Annotated in this window: 19 protein-coding genes; 14 read left to right on the top strand and 5 right to left on the bottom strand. The window is 65.1% G+C overall.

Annotation, left to right across the window (positions count from 1 at the left end; all coding sequences use genetic code 11):
- Positions 1 to 15: 15 nt before the first annotated feature.
- Positions 16 to 999 (bottom strand): KpsF/GutQ family sugar-phosphate isomerase, encoded by a 984-nt coding sequence (locus tag V7D81_RS12230; protein ID WP_324316808.1) that lies wholly within the window; start codon positions 997 to 999, stop codon positions 16 to 18.
- Between the two features lie 146 nt (positions 1,000 to 1,145).
- Here V7D81_RS12230 and V7D81_RS12235 point away from each other — a divergent pair, with 146 nt between their 5' ends.
- Both V7D81_RS12235 and murA read left to right on the top strand, forming a co-directional pair.
- A complete protein-coding gene (locus tag V7D81_RS12235; RefSeq protein WP_324316809.1) occupies positions 1,146 to 1,394 on the top strand; it encodes a BolA family protein in 249 nt (82 codons plus the stop codon).
- Between the two features lie 3 nt (positions 1,395 to 1,397).
- Positions 1,398 to 2,657: a UDP-N-acetylglucosamine 1-carboxyvinyltransferase gene (gene murA, locus V7D81_RS12240; protein ID WP_324316810.1), complete on the top strand. Its 1,260-nt coding sequence runs from the start codon at positions 1,398 to 1,400 to the stop codon at positions 2,655 to 2,657.
- 6 nt (positions 2,658 to 2,663) lie between these two features.
- Here the strand turns inward: murA and V7D81_RS12245 are convergent, their stop codons facing one another.
- On the bottom strand, positions 2,664 to 3,824 hold the full coding sequence (locus tag V7D81_RS12245; protein WP_324316811.1) for a S1C family serine protease: 1,161 nt from the start codon (positions 3,822 to 3,824) through the stop codon (positions 2,664 to 2,666).
- 304 nt (positions 3,825 to 4,128) lie between these two features.
- On the opposite strand from V7D81_RS12245, the gene petA reads away from it, so the two are divergent.
- Genes petA through V7D81_RS12270 form a run of 5 tightly spaced genes read left to right on the top strand, consistent with a single transcriptional unit; the run spans position 4,129 to position 7,817 of the window.
- Positions 4,129 to 4,728, top strand: a complete 600-nt coding sequence (petA, locus tag V7D81_RS12250) for a ubiquinol-cytochrome c reductase iron-sulfur subunit (RefSeq protein WP_324316812.1) — start codon at positions 4,129 to 4,131, stop codon at positions 4,726 to 4,728.
- Positions 4,728 to 5,981 carry a cytochrome b gene (locus V7D81_RS12255; RefSeq protein WP_324316813.1) on the top strand — a complete coding sequence of 418 codons (1,254 nt, stop codon included), beginning with the start codon at positions 4,728 to 4,730 and terminating at the stop codon, positions 5,979 to 5,981. The genes petA and V7D81_RS12255 overlap by 1 nt, the downstream gene beginning before the upstream one ends.
- Complete coding sequence (locus V7D81_RS12260) at positions 5,971 to 6,729, top strand: cytochrome c1 (RefSeq protein ID WP_324316814.1); 759 nt, start codon at positions 5,971 to 5,973, stop codon at positions 6,727 to 6,729. Before V7D81_RS12255 ends, V7D81_RS12260 begins: the two co-directional genes overlap by 11 nt.
- Before the next feature lie 58 nt (positions 6,730 to 6,787).
- Positions 6,788 to 7,384, top strand: a complete 597-nt coding sequence (locus tag V7D81_RS12265; RefSeq protein WP_324316815.1) for a glutathione S-transferase N-terminal domain-containing protein — start codon at positions 6,788 to 6,790, stop codon at positions 7,382 to 7,384.
- A gap of 13 nt (positions 7,385 to 7,397) precedes the next feature.
- Positions 7,398 to 7,817, top strand: coding sequence for a ClpXP protease specificity-enhancing factor (locus V7D81_RS12270; protein ID WP_324316816.1), 420 nt, complete (start codon positions 7,398 to 7,400; stop codon positions 7,815 to 7,817).
- 9 nt (positions 7,818 to 7,826) lie between these two features.
- On the opposite strand, the gene pdxH is transcribed toward V7D81_RS12270, so the two are convergent.
- Positions 7,827 to 8,492, bottom strand: coding sequence for a pyridoxamine 5'-phosphate oxidase (gene pdxH / locus V7D81_RS12275; RefSeq protein WP_324316817.1), 666 nt, complete (start codon positions 8,490 to 8,492; stop codon positions 7,827 to 7,829).
- Positions 8,493 to 8,636: 144 nt separating this feature from the next.
- Here pdxH and V7D81_RS12280 point away from each other — a divergent pair, with 144 nt between their 5' ends.
- The 5 genes from V7D81_RS12280 to V7D81_RS12300 all read left to right on the top strand — a co-directional run bounded on the left by V7D81_RS12280 (position 8,637) and on the right by V7D81_RS12300 (position 14,639).
- A complete protein-coding gene (locus tag V7D81_RS12280) occupies positions 8,637 to 9,734 on the top strand; it encodes a prephenate dehydrogenase/arogenate dehydrogenase family protein (protein WP_324316818.1) in 1,098 nt (365 codons plus the stop codon).
- 9 nt (positions 9,735 to 9,743) lie between these two features.
- Positions 9,744 to 10,835, top strand: coding sequence for a GGDEF domain-containing protein (locus V7D81_RS12285; RefSeq protein ID WP_324316819.1), 1,092 nt, complete (start codon positions 9,744 to 9,746; stop codon positions 10,833 to 10,835).
- A gap of 94 nt (positions 10,836 to 10,929) precedes the next feature.
- Positions 10,930 to 11,940, top strand: a complete 1,011-nt coding sequence (locus V7D81_RS12290) for an extracellular solute-binding protein (protein WP_324316820.1) — start codon at positions 10,930 to 10,932, stop codon at positions 11,938 to 11,940.
- A gap of 16 nt (positions 11,941 to 11,956) precedes the next feature.
- Positions 11,957 to 13,606 carry an ABC transporter permease gene (locus V7D81_RS12295; RefSeq protein ID WP_324316821.1) on the top strand — a complete coding sequence of 550 codons (1,650 nt, stop codon included), beginning with the start codon at positions 11,957 to 11,959 and terminating at the stop codon, positions 13,604 to 13,606.
- A complete protein-coding gene (locus V7D81_RS12300) occupies positions 13,596 to 14,639 on the top strand; it encodes an ABC transporter ATP-binding protein (protein WP_324316822.1) in 1,044 nt (347 codons plus the stop codon). Before V7D81_RS12295 ends, V7D81_RS12300 begins: the two co-directional genes overlap by 11 nt.
- 74 nt (positions 14,640 to 14,713) lie before the next feature.
- Here V7D81_RS12300 and V7D81_RS12305 read toward each other — a convergent pair whose 3' ends face one another.
- Positions 14,714 to 15,694 (bottom strand): FecCD family ABC transporter permease, encoded by a 981-nt coding sequence (locus V7D81_RS12305; RefSeq protein ID WP_324316823.1) that lies wholly within the window; start codon positions 15,692 to 15,694, stop codon positions 14,714 to 14,716.
- 124 nt (positions 15,695 to 15,818) lie between these two features.
- Between V7D81_RS12305 and V7D81_RS12310 the strand changes: the two genes are divergently transcribed.
- A complete protein-coding gene (locus tag V7D81_RS12310; RefSeq protein WP_349257652.1) occupies positions 15,819 to 16,403 on the top strand; it encodes an RNA pyrophosphohydrolase in 585 nt (194 codons plus the stop codon).
- Positions 16,404 to 16,414: 11 nt separating this feature from the next.
- Here the strand turns inward: V7D81_RS12310 and hemJ are convergent, their stop codons facing one another.
- The gene (gene hemJ / locus V7D81_RS12315; RefSeq protein WP_324316824.1) at positions 16,415 to 16,831 is read right to left on the bottom strand and encodes a protoporphyrinogen oxidase HemJ; all 417 of its coding nucleotides are present in this window, start codon (positions 16,829 to 16,831) and stop codon (positions 16,415 to 16,417) included.
- A 102-nt stretch (positions 16,832 to 16,933) separates the two neighbouring features.
- Here hemJ and V7D81_RS12320 point away from each other — a divergent pair.
- Positions 16,934 to 17,552, top strand: a 619-nt coding sequence (locus V7D81_RS12320; protein WP_324316825.1) for a DUF6776 family protein, incomplete at its 3' end; no start/stop codon positions are given.

Consider the following 17,552-nt stretch of genomic DNA (forward strand, 5'->3'; position numbering starts at 1 on the left):
TTCAGCTCCGTGCCATCACATCACGCCTGCACGGAACAGATCATGAACGTTGAGGGCGCCCACCAGGGTTCCTTCGGCATCGGTCACGGGCAGCGCGGTGATACGTGCGGTCTCCATGACGTGAACGGCTTCGGCGGCCAGCATCTTCGGCTGCACGCTTTTCGGATTGCGCTTCATCAGTTCGCCCATCTTCGATCGATGTACGTCGAACGGCTTGTCGAGCAGGCGTCGCAGATCGCCGTCCGTGAAGACGCCGAGCACGCGATTGTGGTCGTCGACGACCGTGGTCATGCCGAGCCCCTTGGCGCTCATCTCGATCAGGCCGTCGTGCAATGAAGTGTCGACCACGACCTTCGGCAACTGTTCGCCGGTGCGCATGACGTCTTCGACATGCAGCAGCAGCTTGCGGCCGAGACTGCCGCCCGGATGCGATCGGGCGAAGTCTTCCTCGGTGAAACCGCGGGCATCCAGCAGGGCGACGGCCAGGGCATCGCCCATGGCGAGCGTCGCGGTGGTGCTGGCCGTCGGCGCCAGATTCAGCGGACAGGCTTCCTGCGGCACGCTGATATCCAGCACGACGTCGGCGAGACGGCCGAGCGTCGACTGCGGTTTGCCGGTCAGGGCGATGAGACCGGCGCCCAGCCGCTTGATCATCGGCAGGATGGCGACGAGTTCGGCGATTTCGCCGGAATTGGAGATGGCCAGCACCACGTCCTCGGCTGTGATCATGCCGAGATCGCCGTGACTGGCCTCCGCCGTGTGCAGGAAGAACGCCGGCGTTCCGGTGCTGGCGAACGTGGCGGCGATCTTGTCGCCGATGTGCCCGGACTTGCCCAGACCCGTGACCACCACGCGACCGGTGCAGGTATCGATCAACCGGCAGGCCGCGACGAACTGATCGCCGATGCGTGCCTCGAGCGCGGCGACGGCAGCGGATTCGATGGCCAGTACCTGCCGGGCCCGGGAGACGAGAGTTTCCGCACGGAGCGTGGGTTTCATGGCGCGCATCATAGCGCGGGACATCCCGGCGAGGGATTTCCCGGTACGGAAGAATCGGGGCAGTTCATTTAAGATGCGCGCTCTTCACACCGCTCGTGCCTGCGTGCCGGGCGCTCCATCCGACGAATCCGCTGCGAAGTACCATCATGAATGCCGCCGAAGTGAGAGTAATGATCGAAGCCGGCCTGCCGGGCGCGCAGGTGCGGGTCGAATCCGATGACGACACACATTTCGAAGCGGTGATCGTGGCGCCGCAGTTCGAGGGCAAGCGCATGATCCAGCGTCATCAGCTCGTCTACGCCACGCTGGGCCAGCGCATGGGACGCGAGATCCACGCACTGAGCATGCAAGTGCTCGCGCCTTCGGAAATGCCGGCTCAGCCGCTGGACGCCTGATCCATGGACAAGCTGCAGATCCGCGGCGGCGCGCCGCTCGACGGCGAAGTGCAGATCTCCGGCGCGAAGAATGCGGCATTGCCGATTCTTGCCGGCACGCTGCTGGCGCAGGAGCCGGTGTCGGTCGGCAACGTGCCGCATCTGCGCGACGTCACGACCATGATCGAACTGCTCGGCCGCATGGGCGTGAGCGTCACCATCGACGAGAAGATGCGCGTCGAAGTCGATGCCTCGACCGTGCGCGAATGCGTGGCGCCCTATGAACTGGTGCGGACGATGCGTGCCTCGATCGTGGTGCTCGGTCCGCTGCTCGCGCGCTTCGGTCACGCCGACGTGTCGCTGCCTGGCGGCTGCGCGATCGGCGCGCGGCCCGTGAACATCCATGTCGCGGGCCTGCAGGCGATGGGTGCCGAGATTCACATCGAGAACGGTTACATCCGTGCGCGTGCCGATCGGCTCAAGGGAGCGCGGCTGGTGCTCGAGACCGTCACCGTCACCGGCACGGAAAATCTGCTGATGGCCGCCACGCTGGCCGAAGGTCAGACGATCATTGAAAACGCTGCCCGGGAACCCGAAGTGGTGGATCTCGCCGACTTCCTCAACTCGATGGGCGCGCAGATCCGCGGCGCCGGCACCGACACGATCACCATCGATGGCGTGGAAAAGCTCGGCAGCACCCGTTACGACGTGCTGCCGGATCGCATCGAAACCGGCACGTTCCTGGTCGCGGGCGCCATCACCGGCGGACGCGTGCGTGTGAAGGGAACGCGGCCCGAACATCTCGACGCCGTGCTGGCGAAATTGCGTGAAGCAGGCGCGAGCATCGACGTCGGCGATTCGTGGATCGAACTGAACATGCACGGCCGGCGGCCGATCTCCGTCGACATCAAGACCGCGCCGCATCCGGCGTTTCCCACGGACATGCAGGCGCAGTTCGCCGCGCTGAACACCGTGGCCGACGGCGTGGCGACGGTGACCGAAACCATTTTCGAAAACCGCTTCATGCACATGCTGGAGATGCGTCGCCTGGGCGCGGACATCCGCATCGAAGGCAATACGGCGATCATCCGCGGCGTGCCGCAGCTCACCGCGGCGCCGGTGATGGCGACCGATCTGCGCGCTTCGGCAAGTCTCGTGCTGGCGGGGCTGGTCGCGCAGGGCACCACGGATGTGCTGCGCATCTATCACATCGATCGCGGCTACGAACGCATCGAAGAAAAACTCGAACAGCTGGGCGCGCACATCCGGCGCATGGCCGGCTGAGCGGCGTCAGCGCGTCGGGCTGGGTCCGTCGACCGCGGCCCCATCATCCGCGGGACGCTGTTCGAGCGTGGCGGTCACTGTTTCGGTCTGCTGTCCGCGGCGGAAGCGGATCTGCATTTCCGAACCGGGTAACGTTGCGGCGACCTGGGTCAGCGCTTCCTGGTCCGTGAGAATAGGTTTGCCATTGAGCTCCAGAATGAGATCGCCGGGACGCAGGCCGGCGCGCTCGGCGGGACTGCCCTTGTCGATCACGCCGATCACCGGCGCGCTGAAGCGGCGGCTGGTATCGCCGACGACGTGAACTCCCAGCCAGCCGCGGCGCACGCGGCCGTATTCGATGATTTCGCCGATGACGCCGCGAACCAGATTCACTGGAATCGCGAAGCCGATGCCTTCGGTGCCGAGTTGCTGCGCGAGCACGGCGGTGTTGATGCCGATCAAGTCGCCGTCGGCATCGATCAACGCGCCGCCGGAATTGCCGAAGTTGATGGCCGCATCGGTCTGGATGAAATCCGCGAACGTGACCAGCCGCAGGCTGCCGCGGCCGATGGCGCTGACGATGCCTTGCGTCACGGTCTGGCTGAGGCCCAGCGGATTGCCGATCGCGAGCACCACGTCGCCCGGGCGCAATTCGTCGGAGCGTCCGAGCGGCATGACGGGCAGATCCGACAGTTCGATCTGCAGGACTGCAAGATCGGTGTCTGCATCCGTGCCGACGACGATCGGCTTGACGACCCGGCCATCCGCCAGCTGCACGCGGATCTCCGCAGCGCCACGGATCACGTGCAGATTCGTGACGATATGTCCGGCCGCGTCGACGATGACGCCGGAACCCAGGCTGCTTTCGACGCGCCTGCGAACGGCCGGCAAATTCTGTTCGTACATCGGACGCACGGGTCCCGGTGCGACCGAAGTGCTGACGACGCGGGCCGTATGAATGTTCACCACGGCCGGCGCGGCGCGCGCGACGGCGTCGGCGAACGATCGGCGCGGGGCAGGTGAGATGTTCGTGTCGGGCTGCAGTCCCGACGCGGTTCCGTTGCTGCGATCGGTGGGCGGCGTTCGTCCCGCAATCGTCGAGCGCACGATCAGGATGGCGCACGCAATCGCCAGACCCACCAGGGTCCACTTCAGCAAAAAGACGAGGCTCTGTTTCAGCGTTGCCATGCAATCGGACGCGGCGTGATCCGGTGGGACGATTCGGGATGCTGGATTCGGTCACGCATCGGGGCGCGCTTATCAGCGCAGTATTCAATGTGTGTATAATGCGGAATTCCTTCAGGGTTTGGAACTTAACGGCAGACTCAAGCCGCCTTTCGTGCGGTCTGTCTGCGAGGGACTGCGGATGCGTCCTGCGCGGTCGGGTTCCTGCCCGTCGTTGCGTCCTGTGATCCACTTCATGGCGATGCGAACGAACTGAAGCAACGAACAATTGGGGTAGAGCCAGCACGATCGGCTCGCGGAGATCTGGATGAGTGAAGATCAAGTTGACCGCGGCAGGCGACATTTCCTGCTCGTCGCAACCACCGTCACCGGTGTGGTCGGAGCGGGACTGACTGCCGTACCGTTTCTCGCATCGTGGAAGCCCAGCGCCCGTGCCCGTGCACTCGGCGCGCCGGTCGACGCCGATGTGTCGAAGCTGGAACTGGGCGCGATTCTCAAAGTGACCTGGCGCGGTCAGGCGATCTACGTCGTCCGCCGCACTCCGGAAATGCTGGCTACGCTGACGACGCCCGCCGTCGTCGACCATCTCCGCGATCCGCAATCGGAAGAGTCCGAACAGCCCGGATACGCCAAGAACGACAGCCGCGCACTGAAACCGGAATTCCTGGTTCTCGTCGGCGTGTGTACCCATCTAGGCTGTGCGCCGCTCGATCGCTTCCAGCCGCAGGATGCGGAACTGGGTGCGACCTGGCCGGGCGGCTTCTACTGCCCCTGCCATGGTTCGAAATTCGATCTCGCCGGTCGCGTGTTCAAGGACGTGCCGGCGCCGACCAATCTGCGCGTACCCCCGTACCGCTTCCTTAATGATGGCGTCATTCAGATCGGCGCCGATGCGGAGGCCGCCTGATGAGCGCCACGGAAACCACCAAGGGCACGCGCCTGGGCGCCCTGGTCGACTGGATCGATGCGCGTTTTCCCATGACGCGCTTCATGAAGGAACACGCCAGCGAGTACTACGCGCCGAAGAATTTCAACTTCTGGTACTACTTCGGCTCGCTCGCGCTGGTCGTGCTGGTGCTGCAGATCGTCACCGGCATCTTCCTGACGATGAACTACAAGCCCTCGGCGGAACATGCCTTCGCATCGGTCGAATACATCATGCGCGATGTCGACTGGGGCTGGCTGATCCGCTACATGCATTCGACGGGCGCCTCGGCGTTCTTCATCGTCGTCTACCTGCACATGTTCCGCGGCATCATGTACGGCTCGTACAAGAATCCGCGCGAGCTCGTGTGGATCTTCGGCATGCTGATCTACCTGTGCCTGATGGCCGAAGCCTTCTTCGGCTACCTGCTGCCGTGGGGCAACATGTCCTACTGGGGCGCGCAGGTGATCGTGTCGCTGTTCGGTGCGATTCCGGGCATCGGCGAGTCGCTGGTCGAATGGATCCGCGGCGACTACTACATCTCCGACATCACCCTGAACCGCTTCTTCGCCCTGCACGTCGTGGCGTTGCCGATCGCGCTGATCTTCCTGGTGATCGCGCACATCTTCGCGCTGCATGAAGTGGGCTCGAACAATCCGGACGGCGTCGAGATCAAGAAGGTGAAGGGTCCGGACGGCCATCCGGTCGACGGCATTCCGTTCCATCCTTACTACACGGTGAAGGATCTGGTCGGGTTCGTGGCGTTCGCCGCGCTGTTCGCCTGCGTGCTGTTCTTCGCGCCGGAGATGGGCGGTTACTTCCTCGAACACGCCAACTTCGAACCGGCCAATGCGCTGCAGACGCCGGAGCACATCGCCCCGGTGTGGTACTTCACGCCCTTCTACGCGATCCTGCGTGCGGTGCCGAACAAGCTGCTGGGCGTCATCCTGATGGGCGTCGCGGTGGTGTCGTTCTTCTTCCTGCCGTGGCTGGACCGCGCCAAGGTGAAGTCGGTGCGTTATCGCGGCTGGCTGTACAAGGCCTTCCTGGCGGCCTTCGCTGTCAGCTTCCTCGCGCTGGGCTATCTGGGCCTGCAGCCGGCGACTCCGGCGTTCACCAACGCCGCCCGCATCTTTGCGGTGATCTACTTCGCCTTCTTCCTCCTCATGCCCTGGTACACGCGTGCTGACCAGACCAAGCCCGTGCCTGAACGAGTGACCTACGATGCTCATTAAGAAGCCAGTCCTTACTTTTGCGCTGGGTCTGATGCTCGGCGCCGCGCTGCCCGCCGGCGCGGCAGAGCACGGCGGACTGCTGCAGTCTGCGCACAACGACGTCGGCAATGTAGCGTCCCTGCAGCGCGGTGCCCGCAACTTCGTGAACTACTGCATGGGTTGCCACTCCGCGAAGTACGTGCGCTACAACCGTCTGGAGCAGGATCTCGGCCTGTCCGAGGACCAGGTCATGAAGAACCTGATGTTCACGGGCGAGCGTCCGCACGACACGATGACGGTGTCGATGCGTCCGGGCGATGCCGCTCACTGGTTCGGGCGTACGCCGCCCGATCTCAGCCTGATCGCGCGCGCGCGCGGCACGGACTGGCTGTACACGTTCCTCAAGTCGTTCTACCTCGATCCGAGCCGTCCGACCGGCGTCAACAACACGATGCTGCCCGGCGCCTCGATGCCCCACGTGCTGTGGGAACTGCAGGGCTATCAGAAGGCCGTGTACAAGGGCGAGAGCGATGCGGAACACAATGCCGTACACAAGGAGTTCGAAGGATTCGAACTGGTGCAGAAAGGCTCGCTCACGCCGCACGAGTACGACCAGTTCGTGCGCGACACGGTGAACTTCCTCGACTACATCGGCGAGCCGATGCAGCTGAAGCGCCAGAGCCTCGGACTCAAGGTCCTGGCGTTCCTGGCCGTGTTCTTCCTGCTGGCGTATTTCCTGAAGAAGGAGTACTGGAAGGACGTGAAGTGAGGTCGATGCGTCCCAGCGACGCGATCTCCGGATCGATCCTGCAGGACCAACGCGTGTGATGACGCTCTTCTCAAAGGCCGATGACGTGTGGAGTCACCGCACGCGCATCGTGCTGGCCGAGAAGAGCATCCACGTCGAGGCCATCGATGTCGACGACGGCAATCTGCCGGAAGACCTGCTCGACCTGAATCCCTACCACAGCGTGCCGACGCTGGTGGACCGCGATCTGGTGCTCTACGACTCGCGGGTCATCATGGAATACCTGGACGAGCGCTTCCCGCATCCGCCGCTGATGCCGGTCGATCCGGTGGCGCGCGCGCAGTTCCGGCTCGCGCTGTACCGGATAGAACGCGACTGGTACGGACTCGTCGAACAGATCCGCAACCCCGACCGCAAGGAAAGCCAGAAGGCACGCAAGGTGCTGCGCGACAGCGTGCTGGCGAGTGCCGACGTGTTCCAGGCCAAGCCGTTCTTTCTCTCGGACGAATTCTCGCTGGTCGATGCGACCATCGCGCCCGTGCTGTGGCGCCTCAGTGCCTGGGAAATCGACCTGGGTGCGCAGGCACCGGCCATCACCCGCTACATGAATCTGGTCTTCTCTCGCCCGACCTTCCGGCACAGCCTGTCGCGCGCCGAGCAGGACATGCGCCTCTAGGCAGCAGCTTCCGATGTCAGAGTCATCACCGCCCCTGAAGTCGCGACGGCCCTACCTGCTGCGCGCGATGCACGAATGGATCTCGGATAACCTGCAGACGCCGCACATCGTCGTCGACGCCGGCATCAATGGTGTCGATGTACCGCGCCAGTACGTGCAGGACGGCAAGATCATCCTCAACGTGAGCCTGAATGCGACCAGCGGGCTCAATCTCGGCAATGACGGTGTCGTGTTCCGGGCGCGCTTCGGCGCGACGACGCACGACGTCAGCGTGCCGATCGCTGCGGTGCTGGGGATCTACGCGCGCGAGACGGGGCAGGGGATGATCTTTTCCGAGGCCGATGCGCCAGCTCCGCCGCCCTCGGCGCCGCCGGACAATCCGCCGGGCGGCGAAGTGAAACGCACGAAGCCGACGCTCAAAGTCGTCAAATGACGCGACCCGTCACGGGTTGAGCCGCGTCGCCTGCCATGCCCCGGCCGCGAACGAGAATTCGTCCTGACGCTCGAGCGATCGGCTCCAGATCGCGCGATCGTGAACCCTGCCGGGACCTTCGACCCACAGTTCGATCGATTCGATCCACAGGCGATGTCCGCCCCAGTGCGGCGGTCGCGGCACGACGCCGTCGGCGGCGTCGGGAGAAACGCCGAATCGCTGTGCCGTCGCCGTGACCTGATTCGCGAGCGCCGCACGCGAGGCGAGCGGACGACTCTGTTCGCTGGCCCAGGCGCCGATCCGGCTCAAGAGCGCGCGACTGGCGAAATACTCGTCGCTCTCGGCGGCGGGCGAGCGGATCACCGGTCCTTCGATACGTACCTGCCGGTGCATCGAGTCCCAGTGAATGACGGCGGCGGCACGCGGATGCGTTCCCAGTTCGCGACCCTTGCGCGACTCGTAGTTCGTGAAGAACACGATGTACCCGGCTGCTTCGTCGACGCGCTTGCACAGCACCACTCGCGCGGAAGGGGCGCCGTCGTTGCCTACCGTCGCCAATACCATGGCATCGGGATTGGGCTGCGGTGCGCGCGCACGGGCTTCGCGAAACCAGTTGCCGAAGAGCGGCAGCGGGCTGGCCGGCAGGGGTTCGGGCAGGAACTCGTTCTCGAACATGGATCGTCCGCCTTTGAGGGGATTGCTGCGTCGCTGGGCGGGGATTATGCCAGCGGGTAGCGTCGCCGCGGATCGACGCTTGCCCCGACCCGGCGCACTGCCGTAAAACAGCGGCGCAATTCTCACCCGCCGGTGTCGCTCGCGATGACTCTCGATGAAATACGCACGCGCCTGAGTGCACTGGATGCACAGTTGCTCGCACTCGTCGCCGAGCGCCAGCGGCTGAGTCGCGAAGTCGCCGAAGCGAAGCGCGCCACCGGTCTCGGCACGCGCGATTTCCAGCGCGAGCGCGATGTGCTGATGCGCGCCCGGGCAACGGCGCAATCGCTCGACCTGTCGCCGGACCTCGCGGAATCCGTGTTGCGTCTGCTCATTCGCGGCTCACTCACCACGCAGGAACGCCTGCGCGTGGCTGCGGCGGGTCGCGGCAGCGGTCGTTCCGCGCTGGTCATCGGCGGCGCCGGCAAGATGGGCCGCTGGTTCGTCGAATTTCTCGCCTCGCAGGGTTACAACGTCGCGATCGCCGATCCGGCGGGACGGGTCGAAGGATTCGCCAACATCGCGGACTGGCGCGAGACGGCGCTCGATCACGATCTCATCGTCGTCGCCACGCCGCTGCAGATCGCCAACAAGGTCCTGCAGGAACTGGCCGCTCGCAAACCGCGCGGCATCGTCTTCGACATCGGCTCCCTCAAGTCGCCGCTGCGTAGCGGGATCAAGGCCATGCAGGAGGCCGGCTGTCGCATCACTTCCGTCCACCCGATGTTCGGGCCGGATACCGAACTGCTTTCGGGGCGTCACGTGATCTTCATTGACGCGGGCAACGCCGAGGCGATCGAAGAGGCGCGCAGCCTGTTTGCCTCGACGATGGCGGAGCACGTCGTCATGTCGCTCGACGAGCACGACCGGCTCATTGCCTACGTGCTGGGCCTGTCGCATGCGCTGAATATCGCGTTCTTCACCGCGCTGGCCAACAGCGGCGAAGCGGCGCCGCGGCTCGCACAGCTTTCCAGCACGACCTACGACGCACAGGTCGACGTCGCGACTCGCGTGGCGCGCGAAAGTCCGGAACTGTATTTCGAGATCCAGAGCCTCAACGACTACGGTCGCGAATCGCTCACCGCGTTGCGCGACGCCGTCGAGCGCCTGTGGTCCTCGGTGGCGAACAACGATGCGCCCGAATTCGCCGCCATGATGCGCCGCGGCCGCGAATACCTCGCCGGGCGAGTGCGGGAAACCTAGGACTGCGCCATGTCCCTGCGCGACCTGGAAAACGAAACGCGCGAACTGCGCTCGCGCATTGCCACGCTGGTGGAAGAGGCGGCCACCAACGAGCGCCTGCTGAAACGCAGCCAGGAACGCGAACTCGAACTGCTCAAGGCCGACAATCTCGCGCAGCTGTTCGAAGCGATCTGCAAGGGCTTGCGCGCCTCGTACGGACTGGAGCACGTGACGTTGCTGCTCTGCGACCCGCAGCACGAAATCCGCCATCTGCTGATCGCCGATCATCTGAACACCGACGACTTTCCGCAGGTGCTGTTCGTCGACGGCCTCGTCGGCATCGCGCCGCAGTTCAATGCCTTCCACAAGCCCTGGCTCGGCCCCTACATGGGCTGCGATCACCAGCTGCTGTTCCCGAAGATGGAAGGGCTGCGCAGCGTCGCGCTGATTCCGCTGCGTCGTAACGACCGGCTGCACGGCAGTCTCAATTTCGGCAGCAACGACGAGAAGCGGTTCTCGCGGCATCTGGCGACCGACTTCCTCGCGCACCTCGGCGTGATTGCCTCCTTTGCCATCGAGAACGCGGTGAACCGTGCGCGCCTCGTGCGCAGCGGACTGACCGACTTCCTCACCGGCTGGCACAACCGGCGCTACCTGCATGCGCGACTCAAGGAAGAACTCGCGCGAGCGCAGCGTCAGGGGACCGGGCTCACGTGCCTGCTGATCGATCTGGACCGGTTCAAGCAGATCAACGATCAGCATGGTCACCTGGCCGGCGACATGGCGTTGCGCGAGGCCGCGCAGCGCGTCGATGCCCACATTCGCGACAGCGATGCGGCCGCACGTTTCGGCGGCGATGAATTCGTGGTGCTGGCGCCGGGCATCAGTCCCGAACAGGCGGGAGCACTGGCGGAACGTATCCGTGCGGCCGTTGCCGATTCGCCGCTCGACATCCACGGCGGCGTGACGCTGAATCTGACGGTGTCGATCGGCGTCGCGGGCATCGTGCTCGATCGCAACGAAGCCGATTTCAAAGCCGCTGCCGAACGGCTGCTCGCAGACGCCGATGCCGCGCTCTACCGCGCCAAGCAGAACGGCCGCAATCGGGTCGAACTCGCCTGATTTCGCTGTCGCGTCCGTAATGCAAGAACGTGCCTGATGGGCGCAGCAATCGTGCTATTTTAATGAGAGTGATTCGCATTTGAAGGGTACGCGCTTGTCCATCCATGTGTTTTCCAGCCGCTTGATCGGTCTGTTCCTGGTGGGTCTGCTGTCAGCCTGCGCGCCGGCGCCGTCGGACCTGATCGTCTATTCCGCGCGCAACGAAGAGCACATCCAGGACATTTTCGAACGCTACACCAAGGAGAGCGGACAGAAGATCCAGCTCATCACCGATGATGCCGGTCCCCTGATCCAGCGGCTCGCGGCCGAAGGCAAGAACTCACCAGCGGATCTGCTGATCACGGTGGATGCCGGCGTGTTGTGGCACGCAGCGCAGCTCGGCTTGCTGCGTCCGACCGAGTCGGCAACGCTCGATGCGAACATCCCGGAGCATCTGCGCGATCCGCAGAAGCGCTGGTTCGGCCTCACGGTGCGCGCGCGCACGATCGTGTACAGCACCGAGCGCGTGAAGCCCGAAGAACTCGACAGCTACGAATCGCTCACGGATGCGAAGTGGAAGGGCCGGGTCTGCCTGCGCACCTCCAAGTCCGTGTACAACCAGTCGCTGATCGCGATGCTGATCGCACAGCATGGCGAGGAAAAAACCGAGCAGATCGTGCGCGGCTGGGTGGCCAATCTGGCGACTTCGCCATTCGCCAACGACACGCTGCTGATGCAGGCGATCGTCGCCGGCCAGTGCGACGTCGGCATCGTCAACACGTACTACTTCGGCCGCCTACAGCGCGACGAGCCGAACATTCCGCTCCAGCTGTTCTGGGCCGATCAGCGCGGCGAAGGCACGCACGTCAACATTTCCGGCGCGGGCGTGACGACCAACGCACCGCGCGCGGCGCAGGCGCAGAAGTTCCTGGAATGGCTATCGCAGCCGGAAGCGCAGGCGATGTTCGCCGCCGTGGATCTGGAATATCCCGCTTCGCCGGCCGCCAGCGCCGTCGAACAGGTCGTGAGGTGGGGCGAATTCAAACCCAATCCGCTCAATGTCGCGCATGCCGGCGAGTTGCAGCCGGCCGCCGTGCGTTTGATGGATCGCGCCGGCTACCTCTGACGGCGCTCCCTCGTTCATGAGTGTCGCCCCCGCCGAGATGATCGTCGCGCCCCGCACCGGCGCGTGGCGAGGGTCGACGCTGGCGGTCGTGCTCTGCCTGCCGGCGCTGCTGCCGCTCGTCGTGATCGCATTTGCACTCGTGTCGCCCGAAACGGGCGTGTGGGCGCACCTTGCCCGCTACGTGTTGCCGGAAGTGGTGGCCAATACGATCAAGCTGGTGATCGGCGTCGCGCTGGTTGCCGGCGCCCTGGGAACTTCGCTGGCGTGGCTCACGGCGATGTGCGATTTCCCTGGCCGGCGCTGGCTGGAATGGGCCCTGCTGCTGCCGCTGGCGATTCCTGCCTATGTTCTGGCGTTCGTCGCGATCGGATTCCTCGACTACGCGGGGCCGCTGCAGACGGCACTGCGATCCGCATTCGGAACGTCGTCCTGGGTGCCGCCGATACGCTCGACCGGCGGCGTCATCCTGGTGCTGTCGCTCGCGTTCTATCCCTACGTGTATCTCATGGCGCGCAATGCGTTTCTCACGCAGGGGCGGCGCGTGCTGGAAGTGGCGCAGACCTTCGGTTACAGCCGCAGCGCGGCGATCTGGCGCGTGGCATTGCCGATGGCGAAGCCTTGGATCGCCGGCGGCATCGCGCTGATCTGCATGGAAGCGCTGGCCGATTTCGGCGCGGTTTCGATTTTCAACTACAACACGTTCACGACGGCGATCTATCGCGCCTGGTTCGGCCTGTTCTCGGTGCATGCTGCGCTCGAGCTCTCCGCCGTGCTGCTGGCGTTCGTCCTCATCGCGCTGTTCTTCGACCGCCGTTCGCGCGCCGGAGTGCGCTATGCCGCGTCGCGCGACCTGAGCCGTCATGCGCGTGCGCCACTGGGATCGCGCACCCGCTGGTTTGCAAGCCTCTATGCCGGCGGCGTTCTCGCCGTGGCCTTCGTGCTGCCGCTGTTGCAGCTCCTGTGGTGGGCAGTCAAGCGCGCGGGACGCGATCTCGACGCGCGCTACTGGATGTTCACCATGCACAGCCTCGTGCTGGCGGCTTCGGCTGCGATCGTGATCGTGGGCGCGAGTCTCGTGCTGGCGTACCTGCTGCGCCGGCAACCCTCGATGTTCAACCATGCGACGGTGCGGCTCGCGACCGTGGGCTATGCCGTTCCGGGCACGGTGCTCGCGGTGGGAACACTGTTTCCCCTCGTGATGCTGAACAACGCCCTGCAGGGCCTGCTGAGCGAGGTGTTCGGTGCTTCGGCCCCGACCCTCCTGCTTCAGAGCACGGTGATCGGCGTGCTGCTCGCCTACATGGCGCGCTTTCTTGCCGTCGGCCTGCATCCCATCGAAAGCGGCCTGCAGCGAGTCACGCGCAGCCTCGACGAAGCGGCCATCGGCCTCGGCGTCAACGGCACGCGCCTGGTGCGCAGCGTCCATGTTCCATTGCTGCGCTCCAGCCTGGTGACGGCGGCCATCATGGTGTTCGTCGATGTCATGAAGGAAATGCCGATCACGCTGCTCACGCGGCCGTTCGGCTGGGACACGCTGGCCATCCGCGTCTTCAACATGACGTCCATCGGCGAGTGGGAACGCGCCGCGTTGCCCTCTGTCGTGATCGTCGCCGTGGGACTGATTCCCGCGGCGATGCTGAGCCGCGGGAACGCTCATGTGGCTTGAGCTGCAGGACGTCGTCCGCACCTTTGGCGAGCGTCGCGCCGTCGACGGCCTGTCGCTGCGCTTGCCGCAAGGCTCGATCGGCTGCCTGCTCGGGCCCAGCGGCTGCGGCAAGACGACGGCGCTGCGCTGTATCGCGGGCTTCGAGCCGGTCGATGGCGGTTCCATCCGCGCTCACGAGCGCGTGCTGGCGCAGCCGGGATTCACGATGTCGCCGGCGGAACGGCGCATCGGCATGGTGTTCCAGGACTACGCGCTGTTTCCGCACCTCACCGTCGCACAGAACGTGGCCTTCGGCCTGCACAAGACCGCGGCAGCGGCTCGCGCCCGTCGCGTGCAGGACATGCTGGCGACCGTCGGGCTGAGCGACTACGCCGATCAGTATCCGCATCAGTTGTCCGGCGGCCAGCAGCAGCGCGTGGCGCTGGCACGTGCGCTCGCGCCCGAGCCCGAACTCGTGCTGCTCGACGAGCCCTTTTCGAGTCTCGATGTGGAGCTGCGCCAGCGCCTGAGCGCGGAAGTCCGCACAGTGCTGAAGAGTCTCAACGCGACGGCGCTGCTGGTGACGCACGATCAGCAGGAGGCGTTCGCCGTTGCCGATCTGGTCGGTGTGATGCGCGCCGGACGACTGGAGCAATGGGACGCGCCGTATGACCTGTATCACCGGCCGGCCACCCGCTTCGTGGCCGATTTCATCGGTCAGGGCGTTTTCATCGCAGGCGAGGTGGCCGCACAGAATGCGGTGCAGACGGAATTCGGTGTGCTGCGCGCGAACGGTCAGTCGCAGTGGAGCACGGGAACGCGGGTCGACGTACTGCTGCGGCCCGACGATGTGATCCACGACGACGCCAGCGATTTTCGCGCTGAAGTCTGTCATCGCGCCTTCCGTGGCGCCGAGTTTCTGTACACGCTGAAACTGCCCAGCGGCGCGCGCCTGCTCTCGCTCGTGCCGAGCCACCACAATCATGCCGTCGGCGAAAAAATTGGGATCCGGATCGAGCCGGACCACGTGGTGGCGTTTGAAAAGGCAGAGTGACGAGGGTCACGAAAGTGACGAAGGTCAGAGAAGCGTCCCCGCCTTCGTCACTTTCGTGACCTTCGTGACTTCCGTCACCTCCTCTGACGCCTCATCAACATCAGGAACAACGGCACTCCCACGATCGCCGTCAGCGCGCCGACGGGCAGCTGTCGCGGCGCCAGCAGCGTTCGTGCGCAAAGATCCGCGAGCATCACGAGCGTGCCGCCCAGCAGCGCGGAAGCGGGCATCACCCAGCGATGATCGGACCCGAGCATCAGTCGCACCAGGTGCGGCGTGACGAGGCCGACGAACCCGATCGTTCCCGCGCTCGTGACGGTCGCTGCAGTCAGCAGCGAGGCGGCGACGAAAATGCCGATGCGCAGTCCCTGCACCGGCGCACCGAGCACACGCGCCTGCAGTTCACCGCGGGCGAGAACGTTCAACTGCCGCGAGAACGGCAGCGCCACGAGCAGCGTGACGACGAACAGGATCAGCAGCGGCCACGGGCGCGAACTCAGGGACAGGTCGCCCATCAACCAGAAGAGCATGCCGCGCAGCTCCGCGTCGTTGCCCATTGCCAGCAGCACGCTCACGACGGCGCTTGCACCAGCGGCGATCACGATTCCGGTGAGCAGCAGGCGCGTCGGTGTCCAGCCGCCTTCGCCGTGCGCGAGCGTGAACACGATCAGCGTGGCGGCCAGCGCGCCGAGTGTCGCGCAGGCATCGACGGCGACGCCGGCCAGGCCGAGCAGCATGGCCGTCAGCGCGGCCACCGCTGCGCCACCGGACACGCCCATGACGAACGGGTCGGCCAGCGGATTGCGCAGCAATACCTGCATCAAAACGCCGGCCATCGCCAGCAGTCCGCCGGCAGCGAAGGCGGTGAGCGTGCGCGGCAATCGCAGATCGACGATCACGGATCGCGCCAGCGCGTCGCCTCCCATGAGGCCGTCCCAGAGCCGCGCCGGACTCAGCATCACGCTGCCCGTCAGCAGCGACAGAGCGAAAGCGACGCACGCAGCAAGCCCGAGCAGGCCATAGAGAGAAGCGATTCTGCGGGTCGCTGCGGACAAGGACGGCCTGCTGCGGTGACGACGGTGCGCAAGGGTACGAGGCCGATGCGCGCGGATTCAAGGCGCGGTCGCGCGCCGTGCGGGTAGTTCAGCGCCGGTGCTTGTGGAACAATCCCCGCACGCCATGACCGATTTCATCGACGCCGAAGGTTTCCGTGCCAATGTCGGAATCGTCCTGTTCCGGGACGATCGACAGGTATTTCTCGGCGGTCGTCCCGGCGGCAAGGGCTGGCAGTTCCCGCAGGGAGGCATGCTTCGCGACGAATCGCCGGAGCAGGCGCTGTATCGCGAGCTCAAGGAAGAAATCGGACTGGAGCAATCGGATGTCGAACTGGTCGCGGCCACGCGCCACTGGCTACGCTACCGGCTGCCGCGGCAGTACGTGCGGCGCAATGCCCAGCCGCGCTGCATCGGTCAGAAGCAGCGCTGGTTCCTGCTGCGGCTGACTGCCTCCGAGGATCGGCTGCATTTCGACGCGACCAATACGCCCGAATTCGATCGCTGGCGCTGGGTCGATTACTGGACGCCGGTGCGCGAAGTGATCTATTTCAAGCGCGCCGTCTATGTGCGGGCGCTCGACGAACTGGCGAACCGGGCCTGGCCCGCGGATCCGCCGGCGCTGCCCGAGTGGTCGGGAGCGGAGAAGAACCTGCGGAGTCTGGCGCGCCGGCGCGGTCAGGAGCTGCCGGCCGAGACGCGCGATCAGTAACGCGCTTTGCCTCAGAACGGCTTCACGACGGCCAGTATCACGATCGCGATCAGCAGCAGCGCCGGCACTTCGTTGAAGATGCGCAGCCAGCGCGACGAGTGACGGTTCGTGCCGTCGCGCAGCGCGACCATCAGGCGCTGACACCAGAGGTGGTAGCCGATCAGCAGGATGACCAGCGTCAGCTTTGCGTGGATCCAGCCGAGCTGCAGCAGCACGGGCGCGGCAACCAGCATCGAAATGCCGAAAATCGCGGCGAGCGTCGCACCGAGGGTCATGATCATGAACAGGCGCCGTTCCATGACCTGGAAGCGCTCGAGGCTCACCGCATCGGTCGCTTCGGCGTGATAGATGAACAGGCGCGGCAGGTAGAACAGGCCGGCGAACCAGGTGACGACGAAGATGACATGGAAGGCTTTGAGCCAGAGCATGGGCTACCTTGCTGCGGTTCGAGTCGGTGGCTGTGTTTTAATGCGGCAGGTTACCGTGACTGATGATGCATGAAACTGCAAAGCGGCAGGAGATCGTGGTGAATGGCTGAATCCGGCGGTCTGCGCACCGGGCAGTTCATCATCCGCAGCCGGCCTCAATGGCAGCGCCGGTTGTTCGTCGTGGGCGGGTCGCTGCTCGCGCTGCTGCTGCTCTACGGCGCGTATGAAACGGGCCGGTTCCAGGGCGGCTACAGCAAGTTCGCCGAGATCCAGCGGCGGCGCGAATTGACGGCGAAGATGGATGCGCTGAGCGAAACGAACGAGAAGCTGAAGACCGAACTGGCCGCCGCTGAACTGGCCCGCAACGTCGAGAAGCAGGCGTATGCGGAAGTGGAAAAGAGCCTGGCGGACCTGCAGTCCCAGGTCCTCAAGCATCGCGAGGAGCTGACGTTCTATCGCGGCATCGTCTCGCCCGAGGACGGGATCGGCGGGGTGCGCGTCCAGGGGTTTCACGTCCCCGCCCGGGGCGCCGAACATCACTACCACCCCCAACACCTGCTGGTGCAGTCCATGCGCCAGGACGCCGCCGCCTCGGGCGTCGTCACGATCGCCATCGAAGGGGTGCGCAACAATGCGCCGGTCCAGCTGCCCCTGTCGCAAGTTGGCGGCGATACCCGGGCGGATGGCTCCCTGGACTTCAAATTCAGGTACTTCCAGGAGA

This window comes from Povalibacter sp., assembly GCF_036735925.1.
GTDB lineage: Bacteria > Pseudomonadota > Gammaproteobacteria > Steroidobacterales > Steroidobacteraceae > Steroidobacter.

Excerpts from the sequence above, each read along its gene's own strand:
- V7D81_RS12230 (WP_324316808.1), bottom strand. The coding sequence starts at position 999 with ATGAAACCCACGCTCCGTGCGGAAACTCTCGTCTCCCGGGCCCGGCAG.
- V7D81_RS12235 (WP_324316809.1), top strand. The coding sequence starts at position 1,146 with ATGAATGCCGCCGAAGTGAGAGTAATGATCGAAGCCGGCCTGCCGGGC.
- murA (WP_324316810.1), top strand. The coding sequence starts at position 1,398 with ATGGACAAGCTGCAGATCCGCGGCGGCGCGCCGCTCGACGGCGAAGTG.
- V7D81_RS12245 (WP_324316811.1), bottom strand. The coding sequence starts at position 3,824 with ATGGCAACGCTGAAACAGAGCCTCGTCTTTTTGCTGAAGTGGACCCTG.
- petA (WP_324316812.1), top strand. The coding sequence starts at position 4,129 with ATGAGTGAAGATCAAGTTGACCGCGGCAGGCGACATTTCCTGCTCGTC.
- V7D81_RS12255 (WP_324316813.1), top strand. The coding sequence starts at position 4,728 with ATGAGCGCCACGGAAACCACCAAGGGCACGCGCCTGGGCGCCCTGGTC.
- V7D81_RS12260 (WP_324316814.1), top strand. The coding sequence starts at position 5,971 with ATGCTCATTAAGAAGCCAGTCCTTACTTTTGCGCTGGGTCTGATGCTC.
- V7D81_RS12265 (WP_324316815.1), top strand. The coding sequence starts at position 6,788 with ATGACGCTCTTCTCAAAGGCCGATGACGTGTGGAGTCACCGCACGCGC.
- V7D81_RS12270 (WP_324316816.1), top strand. The coding sequence starts at position 7,398 with ATGTCAGAGTCATCACCGCCCCTGAAGTCGCGACGGCCCTACCTGCTG.
- pdxH (WP_324316817.1), bottom strand. The coding sequence starts at position 8,492 with ATGTTCGAGAACGAGTTCCTGCCCGAACCCCTGCCGGCCAGCCCGCTG.
- V7D81_RS12280 (WP_324316818.1), top strand. The coding sequence starts at position 8,637 with ATGACTCTCGATGAAATACGCACGCGCCTGAGTGCACTGGATGCACAG.
- V7D81_RS12285 (WP_324316819.1), top strand. The coding sequence starts at position 9,744 with ATGTCCCTGCGCGACCTGGAAAACGAAACGCGCGAACTGCGCTCGCGC.
- V7D81_RS12295 (WP_324316821.1), top strand. The coding sequence starts at position 11,957 with ATGAGTGTCGCCCCCGCCGAGATGATCGTCGCGCCCCGCACCGGCGCG.
- V7D81_RS12300 (WP_324316822.1), top strand. The coding sequence starts at position 13,596 with ATGTGGCTTGAGCTGCAGGACGTCGTCCGCACCTTTGGCGAGCGTCGC.
- V7D81_RS12310 (WP_349257652.1), top strand. The coding sequence starts at position 15,819 with ATGACCGATTTCATCGACGCCGAAGGTTTCCGTGCCAATGTCGGAATC.
- hemJ (WP_324316824.1), bottom strand. The coding sequence starts at position 16,831 with ATGCTCTGGCTCAAAGCCTTCCATGTCATCTTCGTCGTCACCTGGTTC.